The sequence below is a fragment of the Nonomuraea sp. NPDC050540 genome (assembly GCF_044457485.1).
Lineage (GTDB): Bacteria > Actinomycetota > Actinomycetes > Streptosporangiales > Streptosporangiaceae > Nonomuraea.
The window spans coordinates 14,645-27,692 of sequence record NZ_JBITHA010000028.1 but is presented as its reverse complement, the minus strand read 5'-3'; the positions used below and the strand labels follow the sequence as shown (position 1 = coordinate 27,692).

The window sequence follows — 13,048 nt, the reverse complement described above, 5'->3', positions numbered from 1 at the left end:
AACATGGCACGCGTGAAGCGGGCGCTCAACGCCAAGAAGAAGCGCAAGGTCGTCCTCGAACGGGCAGCGGGCTACCGCGGCCAGCGGTCGCGGCTCTACCGCAAGGCCAAGGAGCAGATGCTCCACTCGATGACGTACGCCTACCGGGACCGCAAGGACCGTAAGGGTGCGTTCCGCCGTCTGTGGATCCAGCGGATCAACGCCGCCGCCCGCCAGAACGGCATGACTTACAACCGCCTGATCCAGGGACTGCGTCTGGCCCACATCGAGGTCGACCGCAAGATCCTCGCCGACCTCGCGGTGAACGACAGCCAGACCTTCGCCACGCTCGTCGAGGCCGCCAAGAAGGCGCTGCCGGCGAACGTGAACGCGCCGGCCGCGAGCTGAGGTTTTACGGTCAAGGGGCCCACCTCCGGTGGGCCCTTTTTGCATGGCACTGGGGGACAACGTGGAGCTGACCAACATCAGGGCGCCGCGGGTGAAGGCGGCCAGGCGCCTGGCCAAGCGTTCCTTCCGCGACCAGGACCGCAGGTTCGTGGCCGAGGGCCCGCAGGCGGTGCGCGAGGCGCTCAAGCTCGACGGCGTGACGCTGGAGCTGTTCGCCACCGCGGAGGCCGAGCAGCGCCACCCCGACCTGGTCGACGAGGCGCTCTCACGCGACCTGCCGGTGCACCGCGCCAGCGGCGAGGTGATGGCCGAGCTCTCGCAGACGGTCACCCCGCAGGGGCTGCTGGCCGTCTGCCGCTTCGTGCACGTCCCGCTGGAGGAGGCGCTCGACGGCGCCCCTCGCCTGGTGGCGGTGCTGGCGCACGTGCGCGACCCGGGCAACGCCGGCACCGTGATGCGGGCGGCCGACGCGGCAGGGGCCGACTCCGTGGTCTTCACCGACGCTTCCGTGGACCCGTACAACGGCAAGTGCGTACGCGCCAGCGCCGGCAGCCTGTTCCACCTGCCGGTGGTGATCGGCAGCCCGGTGGCGGGAGCCGTACAGGCGCTCAAGGACAAGGGACTGCGGGTGCTGGCCGCGGACGGCGCGGGCGAGCGCACCCTCGACGACGTGGACCTGTCCGGGCCGACGGCGTGGATCTTCGGCAACGAGGCGTGGGGGCTGCCGGAAGAGGTACGCGCGCTGGCCGACGACGTGGTGCGAGTGCCCATCTACGGGCAGGCGGAGAGCCTCAACCTGGCCACCGCGGCAGCAGTGTGTCTCTACGCGTCCGCACGGGCTCAGCGGGTGCCCTAGGGGCGCGGAAACCCGCTATTGTCGGCCATGTAGTCGAGGAGGCGGGGTCGTGCACGGCGAAGACAGCGAAGGTCGGGTGGTGGCCTCCGTGTGCACGATCGGCATCGACGACCTTCCTGACGGGGTCATCGTCACCGACAGGTTCGGCAGGGTGCTGGCGCTCAACAAGGCGGCCGCGAGGCTGACGGGCGTACCCGTCGAACGGGCGGTCGGACGGCACATGAACGACGTCTTCCCGCTGCGCGACCACGACGGCCGCGAGTGGTGGAAGGCCCTCGACCCGGAGGGCGGGCTGCGCACCCGCACCCGTGTCCCGGAACGCCCGCTGCATCTGCCCGGAGGCCAGGAGCTCCACGTGACCGCCCGGCTGGTCCGCGAGCCCGAGCGCCGCGGCGACGTCGAACGGGTGACGATCGTCCTGCGCGACGGCGGCGCCCGCGCCCGGCTGGAACGCAGCCGCGCCGACCTGGTCTCGACCGTCGCCCACGAGCTGCGCTCCCCGCTGACCAGCGTCAAGGGCTTCACCGCGACGCTGCTGGCCAAGTGGAGCCGCTTCACCGACGAGCAGAAGCGCGTCATGCTCGACACCATCAACACCGACGCCGACCGCGTCACCCGGCTGATCACCGAGCTGCTCGACGTCTCGCGCATCGAGTCGGGCCGCATGGAGGTGCACCGGCAGGTCGTCGACGTGCCCGCGCGGGTGCGCCGGGCCATCGCCGGGCGCGTGGCCGCGGGCGAGCCCGAGGACCGCTTCCGGCTCGCCGTCGCCGACCACCTGCCCGAGACCTGGCTCGACCAGGACAAGATCGACCAGATTCTCGGTAACCTGGTGGAAAACGCTTTGCGGCACGGACGCGGAACCGTGAGCATTGACGTTCAAGCCGTCGACTATGGAGTAGCCGTGTCTGTGCGCGACCAGGGTGAGGGCATCCGCCCCGAGCTGGCCACGCGCGTCTTCCGGCAGTTCTGGCGCGGCAACAGCCGCCGGCGCGGCGGCACCGGGCTTGGCCTGTTCATCGTCAAGGGCCTGGTCGAGGCGCACGGCGGGACGATCACCGTGCAGCGTGCTCCCGAGGGCGGGGCCGAGTTCCGATTTATGTTGCCCACCGGCACGCCTGACTTCGCGTAGGTCATCGGCTCCGGTGGGCCAGCACTAGACTCAGTCTCGCTCAAGCCCTGGATACGGAGCTCTCTCTTGTCTGACTACGACCCTGTCGAGGTCACGCCCCTGCATGCCGACGAGCTGTCGCGCATGGAGGCGGACGCCGTAACGGCGATCAAGGCGGCCGGCAGCCTCGACGAACTCAAGCAGGTACGCCTGGCCCACGCCGGCGACCGTTCGCCCATCGCGCTGGCCAACCGCGAGATCGGCGCGCTGCCCCCGGCGGCGCGCGCCGAGGCGGGCAAGCGCATCGGCGCCGCCCGCAAGGCCGTGGGCGAGGCGCTGGCCGCCCGCCAGGCCGAGCTGGAGGCCGAGCGCGACGCCCGCGTCCTTGTCGAGGAGACCGTCGACGTCACCCTCCCGTGGGACCGCCGGCCGCAGGGGGCCCGTCACCCCCTGACCACGATGCAGGAACGCATCGCCGACACCTTCGTCGCCATGGGCTACGAGGTCGCCGAGGGCCCCGAGCTCGAAGGCGAGTGGTTCAACTTCGACGCGCTCAACATCTCCAAGGACCACCCGGCCCGCTCCGACCACGACACCTTCTTCGTGGAGTCGGCCGACTCGGGCATGGTGCTGCGCACGCAGACCTCACCGGTGCAGATCCGCGCGCTGCTGCAGCGCGGCGTGCCGTGCTACGTGGTCTCGCCGGGCAAGACCTTCCGCACCGACGAGCTCGACGCCACCCACACCCCGGTCTTCCATCAGGTCGAGGGCCTGGCGGTCGACGAGGGCCTGACGATGGCGCACCTGAAGGGCACGCTCGACCGCTTCGCCGAGGTCATGTTCGGCGAGGGCATCACCACGCGCTTCCGGCCGCACTACTTCCCCTTCACCGAGCCGTCGGCCGAGATGGACCTCAAGTGCTTCGTCTGCCGCGGCACCAGTGCTGTGCCGGGCAACCCGCCGTGCCGTACCTGCAAGAGCGAGGGCTGGATCGAGTGGGGCGGCTGCGGCATGGTCAACCCGCGGGTGCTCGTCGCGGGCGGCGTCGACCCGGCCCGCTACAGCGGCTTCGCCTTCGGCATGGGCATCGAGCGCACGCTGATGTTCCGCCACAACGCCGAGGACATGCGCGACATGGTCGAGGGTGACGTCCGCTTCTCGCTCCCGTTCGGAATGGAGATCTGATGAAGGCCCCGCTTTCCTGGCTGCGGGAGTACGTCGATCTGCCGCCGGTCACCGCCCACGAGGTCGCCGAGCGGCTGACCGCTGCCGGGCTCAAGCTGGAGCGGATCATCTCCCACGGCCACGACGTCAAGAACGTCGTCGTCGGCGAGGTCCTCGAGATCGAGGAGCTCACCGGCTTCAAGAAGCCGATCCGCCACTGCAAGGTCGAGGTCGGCGAGGCGACGCCGCGCGAGATCGTCTGCGGCGCCGGCAACTTCGTGGCCGGCGACCGCGTCCCGGTCGTGCTGCCCGGCGGCGTGCTGCCCGGCGGTTTCGAGGTCGGCGCGCGCAAGACCTACGGCCGGCTGTCCGAGGGCATGATCTGCTCCGAGCGTGAGCTCGGGCTCGGCGACGACCACGACGGCATCATGGTCCTGCCGCCCGAGACGCCCATCGGCACCGACGTGGTCGAGCTGCTCGGCCTGCGCGACGACGTCATCGAGATGGAGATCACCCCCGACATCAGCTACGCGATGTCGATGCGCGGCGTGGCCCGCGAGGCGGCCATCGCCTTCGGCGTGCCCTTCCGCGACCCCGCCGCGCTCCAGCCGCCCGCCGCCGGCGAGGAGGCGTGGCCGGCGTGGATCGCCGACGCCACCGCCTGCGACCGGTTCGTGCTGCGCGAGGTGCGCGGCTTCGACCCGGCCGCGCAGAGCCCCCTCTGGATGCGGGTACGGCTGACGCGCGCCGGCATGCGGCCGGTCTCGCTGGCCGTCGACATCACCAACTACGTGATGCTGGAGATGGGCCAGCCCCTGCACGCGTTCGACCGGGCCAAGCTCACCGGCGAGATCGTCGTACGCCGCGCCGAGCCCGGCGAGCGCCTGGAGACCCTCGACCACGTGGTGCGCGAACTCCACCCCGAGGACATCCTCATCACCGACCAGTCGGGGCCGATCTCGATGGCCGGCACCATGGGCGGCCTGGCCACCGAGATCTCCGAGACGACCACCGACGTGGTCATCGAGGCGGCGCACTTCTCCGCGCCCGGCATCTCGCGCGAGTCGCGCGCCCACAACCTGGTCTCGGAGTCGTCCAAGCGCTTCGAGCGCGGCGTCGACCGCGAGCTGCCGGTGGTCGCCACCTGGCGGGCGGTCACCATGCTGGCCGAGCTGGGCGGCGCCGCCATCCAGCCGGGGCTCACCCACGCCGAGGTCGAGGTGGAGCCGGCGCGCATCGCCATCCCGGCCGCCTACCCGGGTCAGGTGGGCGGCGTGCCGTACCCGAAGGAGACCGTGGTGCGGCGCCTGGAGCAGGTCGGCTGCACGGTCGCCGACGGCGACGACCCGGCGATCCGCCGGGGCGGCGTCGCGCCGACCGCGGTGGTCACCGGCGGCGAGATCGCGGCCAGGCTGGCCGTCACCGGCCCCGACATGATCACGGTGACGCCGCCGTCGTGGCGCACCGACCTGACCGACCCGGCCGACCTGGCCGAGGAGGTCATCCGGCTCGAAGGGTACGAGGGGCTGCCGTCGGTGCTGCCCAAGGCGCCCGCCGGCGCCGGCCTCACCGAGACGCAGCGCCTGCGCCGGCGCGTCGGGCGGGTGCTGGCCGACCACGGCTACGTCGAGGTGCTGTCCTACCCGTTCATCGGGCAGGCCGACCTCGACCACCTGCAGCTTCCCGCGGACGACGATCGCAGGCGGGCCACCCGGCTGACGAACCCGATCTCCGACGACGAGCCGTACATGCGCACCACGCTGCTGCCCGGCCTGCTCAAGACGCTGGTACGCAACGTGGGCCGGGGCTTCCCCGACGTGGCGCTGTTCGAGTCCGGCCTGGTCTACCGCGCCAAGCCCGACGCCCCGGCGACCGCGCCGGTCTTCGGCGTGGAGCGCGCCCCCGACGGGGAGGAGCTCGCCGCGCTGGAGGCCGCGCTGCCCGCCCAGCCGGAACGGCTGGCCGTCGTGCTGGCCGGTGAGTTCGACCGCTCCGGCTGGTGGGGCAAGGGCCGCCAGGCCACCTGGGCCGACGCCGTCGAGGCTGCCAGGATGGCGGCCGCGCAGGCAGGGGTGGAGCTGCGGGTCGCCGCCGACCAGCACGAGCCGTGGCACCCTGGCCGCTGCGCCGCCCTCTACGCCGGCGACACGCTGGTGGGTCACGCGGGCGAACTGCACCCGCGCGTCGTCGAGGCCTACGGCCTGCCGCCGCGCACCTGCGCGATGGAGCTGGAACTGACCCGCCTCGACCTGCGGGGCCCGGTGAACGCGCCCGCCGTGTCCTCCTACCCGGTGGCCACCCAGGACGTCGCCCTGATCGTCGCCGCCGACACCCCGGAAGCCTCGGTGGCCGCCGCGCTGCGCGAGGGGGCGGGCGACCTGCTGGAGTCGATCCGGCTGTTCGACGTCTACACCGGGGCGCAGGTGGGCGAGGGGAACAAGTCCCTGGCCTACACGCTGCGCTTCCGCGCACCGGAGCGGACGCTGACGGTGGAGGAGACGACGGCGGCCCGTGACGCGGCGGTCGCGCTGGCCGCCGACCGCGTGGGCGCTTCGCTACGCGGAGCCTGACGGGAGGCGGGCACGGCGTTCGGCCGTGTCCGCCTTTCAGAGCTGGTCGATCTCGGTGAGGTCGATGTCGATGGTGAACGGCACGTGCACCTTGAGCCGGTCATGGAAGATTCCGGCGACGGTGTAGCTCCCGGTCGACGGCTCCAGTGCGTAGACGTGGACCATCAGCTGGCCCTCCGCGTTCTCGACGCGCCAGAAGTAGGGGATGCCCGCCCGCGCGTAGAGCACGGGCTTGCGCTCCCTGTCACGCACCCTGGAGTCCGGGGAGACGACCTCAACGGCCAGAAGAAGGTCGTCGGCGTCGTAGAAGGTCGCGTCGGGCTGGATGCGGGCCCCCGGGCCCAGGATGATCAGATCTGGCTCGGGGCGCTGGGTCGCGGACAGCCGCACGCTCATCTGGCGCCGCACCCTGTGATCGCTCGGCACCGAACCGCGAAGCGCCTTCTCCAGAAGGTAGAGCGCGGAGGTGTGGAAGTCTCGCTGGGGGCTCTCGAAGACCAAGCTTCCGTCAATCAACTCCGTGTGCGCAGGCAATCCCGGAATGCGATCGAGGTCCTCCGCGACGAAGCCTTTCGGGGGCGGGAAGACCCAGTCGGGAAGCGATAGTGGCTTTCAGGCATATCTATGCTCACCGCTTCGGCCGTCAGGGTTTTACGGTAGCAATCTATGAAGGACGGGGCTGTGCGAAACCTGCTGGTGTTCGGTGAGCGGGGTGACGCCGAGGCGGTGGCCGAGGCGCTGGGGGAGTGGCTGGGCGAGGTGCCCCGGGTGGTGCGGGAGACCCTGGCGGGCGAGGACGACGCCGAGGACGCGCAGTGGGTCGTGGTCGTCGAGGACCTGCCCGCGGAGCTGGCCGGCGAGGTCGAGGCGCTGGCCGAGGAGTATGACGGGTGGCGGGAGAGCCTCTAGCCGACGTGAGGAGAACGGATGCGTGTCGCGGTCTTGTCCGATGTGCACGGGGTGCTGCCCGCCCTGGAGGCGGTGCTGGGTGAGGCGGACGTGCGGGGCGCGGACCTGCTGGTGCTGACCGGCGACGTGGCCGCGGGGCCGATGCCGGTCGAGACGATCGATCTGCTGGTCTCGCTGGGGGATCGGGCGCTCTGGGTCGGCGGCAACGCCGACCGGGAGCTGGTGGAGGCGGCTCGGGGGCAGGGGTCGGAGTTCGCGATCTCGCGGTGGGCGGGGGAGCGGCTGCGGGATGATCAGGTTGGCGTGCTCGCCGCTTTGCCCGCCCGGCAGGAGCTGGATCTGGGACGCTTGGGGCTGACGTTGTTCGTGCACGGGACACCGCGCAGTGACGACGAGGTCGTGCTCGTCGACAGTTCGCTGGAGCGGTGGCGGCAGGTGCTGGACGGGGAGCCGGCCGACACGGTGGTGCTGGGGAACACGCACATGCCGTTCGCGCGGCTGGCCGATCGGCGGCTGATCGTGAACCCGGGTTCCGTGGGCATGCCGTACGGGACGGACGGGGCTCATTGGGCGCTGCTCGACTCCGTCAGCGGGGCGGTGACGTTGCGGCGGACCCCCCTCGATGCCGCGGAGGTGGCGGCTCGGCTGGTGGCGGAGTCGGGGTTCGACGGGATCGAGGAGTGGGTCGCGGAGTACGTGCGGGAGGTCTACTCCGACGCGGTGGCGCTGACGGCGTTCGCGAGGCGCGAGGGCCGGTGAGACCGCACCCCGTCAGGGTGCGGCCAGTGCGCGGCGGGCCTTTTCGGCCAGGGCGTGTTCGTCGGTGCGGGCGTCGTAGCGGCGGAACTTCGGCAACGCTCCGGCCAGGGCGACCACCGCGCCCACGCACAGCAGGCCGCCCACGCCCAGTGCGAAGCGGGCACCGCCGAAGGCGGCCATCGCTCCGGCGCGGGCGTTGCCCAGCATGGGGCCGCTGGCGTATGACAGCAGTTCGATGCCGGCCAGGCGGCCGCGCAGCTCGTTCGGGATGGTCTGGTTCCACATGGTCGAGCGGAAGATGCCGCTGATCATGTCGGCGGCGCCCGCCAGCGCGAGGCAGAAGAAGACCGCGAACAGGTTCGGCACCACCGCGGCCAGCGCCACGGCCACGCCCCACAGCCCGGCGGCCACGATCACGCCCAGGCCGTGCCGGTGCACGCGTGCCGTCCAGCCGCCGGTGAGGGAGGCGATCAGGGCGCCCACCGCGCTGGCCGAGTAGAGCAGCCCGACCGCCTGCGGCGCGCCCAGCTGCTTGGCCAGGAACGGGAACAGCGCCGTCGACATGGCGAAGACCATCGCCGCGATGTCGACCAGGTAGGTGCCCATGAGGTCGCTGCGCCGCCAGGCGTAGCGGACGCCCTCGGCCAGCGTTTTCAGTGAGGCGGGCCGCGCCTCCTCGTGCGGCGGCACCGCGCGCATCCGCCACAGCAGCACCAGTGACAGCGCGAACGACGCCGTGTCCAGCCCGTAGGCGAGGGCGGTGCCGTAGGTGGCCACGAGCAGGCCGCCCAGGGCGGGCGCGGCGATGGCGCCGATGTTCCAGCGCAGGCTGGCCAGCACCGCGGCCGCCGGGAGCTGGTCGTGCCGGACGACCTGCGGGATGAGCGCCTCAAGGCTGGGCCGCTGCAGGCAGGTCAGACCCATCGCGATCGCGCCGACCACGTACAGCACCCACACCTGCGGGCGCGGCAGCATCGCGTTGACGGTCAGCAGGCCCGAGGTGACCAGCAGGCCCACCTCGCTGAACAGCACGATCTTGCGCCGGTCGAGCGCGTCGGCGATCGCCCCGCCCCACAGCCCGCACACGACCATCGGCACGAACTCGGCCAGGCTCATCAGTCCCACGGCGACGTAGTCGCCGGTCAGCTCCATCATCTGGAACGGCAGCGCCACCATGGTGACGAACGTGCCGAACATCGTGATCACCCCGGAGACCATGAGCAGCCGGTAGTCACGCGAGTCGCGCAACGGGCCCAGGTCGGGTGCGATGCGTTTGATGAGGGAGAACACGAGGTGACATTGTCCGTTCTGCCCGCGCGCGAGCTCAAACGGTTTTCTCCCGGACGTGGGGAAGGGCCCTCCCGGCGACCGGGAGGGCCCTTCCCCACGGGGTTCAGGCGGGGACCTTGTCGAGGAAGCCCAGGACCCGCTGGATCCTGCCGTCCTCGGCCAGCTCCGCCACGTCGAACCCGACCGCGATCGGCTCGCCGCCGGGCGCGCCGAGGTGCCAGGTGAAGCGGGCCACGTTGTGGTGGGTCTCGAACACCTCGCCCGGGGTGAAGACCATGCCGGGGAACATCCCCTGCGCCCCGGCGATCACCGCGGCGATCGCCTCATGGCCGGTGACGGCGGCCAGCGGGTCGGTGTAGACGCCGTCCTCGGCCCACACGTCGGCGACGGCCTTGGCGCGGGCGTCGGCGTCGGTCTCGTTCCAGGCGGCCACATAGCGCTCGACCAGGTTTTCCATGATGGTTTGTCCTCTCTCGGATTATCGGATCAGCGGCGGGCCCTGCGCAGGCCCATGATCTGCAGTTCGGCCAGCACGCCGACCACCAGCGCCTGGGCGATGGCCCACACGGCGCCGATCGTGGTGAACTCCACCAGCCCGAACGCCACGGCGGCCACCCCGGCCAGCGTCCAGGCGATGTTGACGGCGACGACGGCCTTGGTGCCGGCGAGGCTGATCTCGCGGCGGGTGCCCAGTACGGCCACGGCGGCGCCGTACGCGAGCAAGAAGGCGCCGAGGGCCCGCAGCATCCCCGAGCCGGGCCCCAGGAGATCGCTGAGCAGCGGCGCGGCGACCAGGTAGGCCAGGCCGTTGGCGCCGGTGACGAGGGCGTCGGCGACGAGCACGGTGCGCAGGAACTTGGTCCGGTCGGCGGTGACGGGTACGGCGGTCATCTCGGTTCTCCTCGCGGGTGATTCCGACAGCGGGCGTTCCCGTAAGCGGGTGTTTCCGGTGCCGGGTGTTTCCGACACAGGAACCGTGTCATCGGGGGCATAGCCGGTGCGATTACGCGCCAGGTAATGGAGGTGGCTATGTACCCCGTGACCTGCGGAGACTTCTCGGGAGAAATCGGGAAACCGGCCCGCGGCGCCGTACGCCTCGTTACTGTCTCTTTGCAATCACGCGAACACGAGGAGTGAGTCGATGGATCTGCTGGCCCGCGCGCGGGAGCTCAAGCCCGAGCTGGTGCACTACGCGACGTCCGGCAGGTTCCAGCGCGAGCTGACCGCCGTGCTCGACCGCTTCTACGCCGGCGGGCGGCCGCAGGACGAGGCGAACGCCTTCCTGCCGGTCGACTACTTCGTGCACCAGCACAAGCTCGGCGGCGGCGGCACGGTCGTCGACCGGTTCGTGCACGAGCACCCGGGCCTCGACGCGGCCGACCACGAGCTGCTGCTCAGCTGGAAGGACGTGGTCGAGGGCGTCTTCGAGGTGACCGGGTTCGACGGCCCGGCGCTCATCCTGTTCAACCACGTGGACGAGCTGACCTACCGCACGCTGTCCAACCTGGGTGAGGAGGCGTTCGCGCCGCTGACCGAAGGCATGTTCGTGGTCGGCAGGCTCATCCCGCTCGGCCGCGACTGGCTGATCAGCGCCACCCCGTCGGTGCACACCGCGCAGGCGCGCGGGCGGCTGGTCGCGGCGGCCGCGCACGTGGCGCTGGAGAATCCGGCCGCCGCCTACCGCAATCCGGACCTGCTGGCCGCGGCCCGGCGTACGCAGGCCGAGCAGCGCCGCTGCTTCATCTCCTACTTCGGCTCCGACCAGGTCGTGGTGGCGGGCGCGGAGGTGGCGGCGAAGATCCAGGGCTATCTCGGCTACCAGGCCGAACGGCTCGGCGGGCGGGTCGACGCCGAGATCCCCGAGCACGTGTCGCGGGCCGGGAGCGTGGCCCTGATCTTCGATGAGACCGACGGCCTGGGCTACTACGCGGAGTTCGCCCGGCTGGCCGAGATCTTCGACCGGCCCGGCCTGGTCGCCCGGCGCGAGGGGCGCGACCTGGTGACCTCCTACCTCAAGGGCGACGCGGTCTCGCCGGTGCCGATCGTCCGCCTGGCCGAGCGCGACCACGCCAAGGCCGGCGAGCTGTTCGCGGGGCTGCTGGGCCGGCCCGGCTTCCTGTGGGAGCGCAGCGGGCAGGCGCTGCTGCGCACCCACAAACCCGGCTATTTCGACGGCCCGCGCCTGCCCACGGTCGTGCCGCCCACCCGCGCGGTCGCCGAGCACACCGGCGGCTGAGCGCCGTGGGCCGCGGGGCATGCGGCCCACGGCCGAACTTCCGGGGGCGGAGGCGCGCCCGTCAGCCGCCCAGGACCTCGCGCCGCAGGTGTGTCTTGAGGATCTTGCCGCCGGGGTTGCGGGGCAGTTCGTCCTCGCGGAACCAGAAGTGGGCCGGGATCTTGAACTTGGCGATGCGCTCGGCCAGGAACGAGCGGACCTCCTCGGCGGTGGTCGCGGTGCCCGGCTTGAGCCGCAGCACGGCGCCGACCTCCTCGCCCAGCTCGTCGTGGGGCACGCCGATGACCGCCGCGTCGTCCACGGCCGGATGCTCGAAGAGGGCGGCCTCGACCTCGGCGCAGTAGACGTTCTCCCCGCCCCTGATGACCATGTCCTTGGCCCGGTCGACGATGTAGACGAAGCCCTCCTCGTCGATCCTGGCCAGGTCGCCGGTGTGGAGCCAGCCGCCGACGAAGGTCTCGGCGGTGGCCTGCGGCTTGTTCCAGTAGCCCATGATGACGTTGGGCCCGCGTACGCACAGTTCGCCGACCTCGCCCGCGGCCAGTACCTCGCCCATCGGGTCGACGACCCTGACGTCCACGACCGCGGAGGGCAGGCCGATGCTGTCGGGCTTGGCCTGGTAGTCGGGGCCGCCGTTGCCGACGGCCAGCGCGGTGGTCTCGGTCATGCCGTAGCCGTTGGAGGCCGAGCGCTCGGGCATGTTCTCGTTGATGCGCTCCAGCAGCTTGGGCGGGGCGGGGGCGCCGCCGTAACCGAGCGTGGTCAGCGAGGACAGGTCGCGCTTGCCGAAGTCGGCGTGGGACATCAGCTGCCACGCGTTGGTCGGCACGCCGATCATCGCGGTGACCTTCTCGCGCTCGATGAGCTCCAGGGCCTGCCCGGCGTCCCACTTGTACATGAGCACGAGACCGCCGCCGGTGAACATGGTCGTGGTCAGCGCGGAGAAGCATCCCGTCACGTGGAACAGCGGCACCGTCAGCAGCGTCACCCTGCGCACGCCCGCCGCGGCGCCGATGTCCTTTCCGGCCAGCGCGACCGCGCGCAGCAGCCCGTAGGCGACGGTCATGGGCGACTGGCCCAGGTTGCGGTGGCTGCCGAGCGCGCCCTTGGGCCGCCCGGTCGTGCCGGAGGTGTAGAAGATCGTGGCCGGGTCCTCGGGGCCCAGCTCGACGGCGGGCAGCGTGACGTCGGCGGCGACCTCGCCCATGACCTCCTCGAAGGAGCGCGCGCCCGCGGGCGCCTGACCCCGGGTGACGATCAGCGGGACGCCGGTGCCCGCCAGTCTGACGGCGCGCTCGCCGTCGGCGATGAGCACCTTCGCGCCGGAGTCCCGCACGCCGTAGGCGAGCTCCTGCTCGGTCCACCACGCGTTCAGGGGTACGGCTATCGCGCCCGCGGCCAGCGCCGCCGAGAAGGAGACCACCCATTCCGGGTAGTTGCGCATGGCGATGGCCACCCGGTCGCCCTTGGCCACGCCGTAGTCCGTGACGAGCCGGTTGGCGAGCGTGGCCGCGCGGCGGAAGTGCTCCTCGAAGGTGATGTGCTCGTCCTCGTAGACGAGGAACACCTTCTCCCCGTGGAAGCGGCTCATCTCCAGCAGCGCCCTGAAGTGGCCGGGCGCGTGCTTCCACGTACGGACGCCCGTGTCGCCGATCTCCTCGGTCTCGAAGAGCTGGCCGGGGCCGGTGAGCTGGGCCTGGACCTGGGCGTGGCTGATGGTCATGCGCAGAACTCCCGCGTGGCTCGGCGATCCGGATAAATCACAG

Annotated in this window: 12 protein-coding genes and 1 pseudogene; 8 read left to right on the top strand and 5 right to left on the bottom strand. The window is 71.5% G+C overall.

What is annotated here, in order from left to right:
* The first annotated feature begins 3 nt into the window (after positions 1-3).
* From rplT to ACIBI5_RS50505, 5 genes are all read left to right on the top strand, one after another.
* Positions 4-387, top strand: a complete 384-nt coding sequence (gene rplT / locus ACIBI5_RS50525) for a 50S ribosomal protein L20 (RefSeq protein WP_184961802.1) — start codon at positions 4-6, stop codon at positions 385-387.
* A 43-nt stretch (positions 388-430) separates the two neighbouring features.
* Complete coding sequence (locus ACIBI5_RS50520; RefSeq protein ID WP_397258369.1) at positions 431-1,243, top strand: TrmH family RNA methyltransferase; 813 nt, start codon at positions 431-433, stop codon at positions 1,241-1,243.
* 49 nt (positions 1,244-1,292) lie between these two features.
* Positions 1,293-2,375 (top strand): ATP-binding protein, encoded by a 1,083-nt coding sequence (locus tag ACIBI5_RS50515; protein WP_397258367.1) that lies wholly within the window; start codon positions 1,293-1,295, stop codon positions 2,373-2,375.
* Between the two features lie 123 nt (positions 2,376-2,498).
* Positions 2,499-3,539 (top strand): phenylalanine--tRNA ligase subunit alpha, encoded by a 1,041-nt coding sequence (pheS, locus tag ACIBI5_RS50510; protein ID WP_379636452.1) that lies wholly within the window; start codon positions 2,499-2,501, stop codon positions 3,537-3,539.
* A complete protein-coding gene (locus tag ACIBI5_RS50505; protein WP_397258365.1) occupies positions 3,539-6,088 on the top strand; it encodes a phenylalanine--tRNA ligase subunit beta in 2,550 nt (849 codons plus the stop codon). Before pheS ends, ACIBI5_RS50505 begins: the two co-directional genes overlap by 1 nt.
* Before the next feature lie 36 nt (positions 6,089-6,124).
* Here ACIBI5_RS50505 and ACIBI5_RS50500 read toward each other — a convergent pair.
* Positions 6,125-6,634: pseudogene (locus ACIBI5_RS50500) on the bottom strand (Uma2 family endonuclease); the annotation flags it as partial.
* A 135-nt stretch (positions 6,635-6,769) separates the two neighbouring features.
* On the opposite strand from ACIBI5_RS50500, the gene ACIBI5_RS50495 reads away from it, so the two are divergent.
* Both ACIBI5_RS50495 and ACIBI5_RS50490 read left to right on the top strand, forming a co-directional pair.
* Positions 6,770-6,997, top strand: coding sequence for a hypothetical protein (locus tag ACIBI5_RS50495; protein ID WP_397258363.1), 228 nt, complete (start codon positions 6,770-6,772; stop codon positions 6,995-6,997).
* Between the two features lie 18 nt (positions 6,998-7,015).
* Complete coding sequence (locus ACIBI5_RS50490) at positions 7,016-7,756, top strand: metallophosphoesterase family protein (protein WP_397258361.1); 741 nt, start codon at positions 7,016-7,018, stop codon at positions 7,754-7,756.
* A gap of 12 nt (positions 7,757-7,768) precedes the next feature.
* Here ACIBI5_RS50490 and ACIBI5_RS50485 read toward each other — a convergent pair whose 3' ends face one another.
* From ACIBI5_RS50485 to ACIBI5_RS50475, 3 genes are all read right to left on the bottom strand, one after another.
* Positions 7,769-9,046: an MFS transporter gene (locus ACIBI5_RS50485; protein ID WP_397258359.1), complete on the bottom strand. Its 1,278-nt coding sequence runs from the start codon at positions 9,044-9,046 to the stop codon at positions 7,769-7,771.
* Positions 9,047-9,149: 103 nt separating this feature from the next.
* Positions 9,150-9,503, bottom strand: coding sequence for a nuclear transport factor 2 family protein (locus ACIBI5_RS50480; RefSeq protein ID WP_397258357.1), 354 nt, complete (start codon positions 9,501-9,503; stop codon positions 9,150-9,152).
* A gap of 29 nt (positions 9,504-9,532) precedes the next feature.
* Positions 9,533-9,937 (bottom strand): hypothetical protein, encoded by a 405-nt coding sequence (locus ACIBI5_RS50475; RefSeq protein ID WP_397258355.1) that lies wholly within the window; start codon positions 9,935-9,937, stop codon positions 9,533-9,535.
* A gap of 250 nt (positions 9,938-10,187) precedes the next feature.
* Between ACIBI5_RS50475 and ACIBI5_RS50470 the strand changes: the two genes are divergently transcribed.
* Positions 10,188-11,282 carry a hypothetical protein gene (locus ACIBI5_RS50470; protein WP_397258353.1) on the top strand — a complete coding sequence of 365 codons (1,095 nt, stop codon included), beginning with the start codon at positions 10,188-10,190 and terminating at the stop codon, positions 11,280-11,282.
* Between the two features lie 61 nt (positions 11,283-11,343).
* On the opposite strand, the gene ACIBI5_RS50465 is transcribed toward ACIBI5_RS50470, so the two are convergent.
* Positions 11,344-13,005, bottom strand: a complete 1,662-nt coding sequence (locus ACIBI5_RS50465; RefSeq protein WP_397258351.1) for a class I adenylate-forming enzyme family protein — start codon at positions 13,003-13,005, stop codon at positions 11,344-11,346.
* Positions 13,006-13,048: the final 43 nt, after the last annotated feature.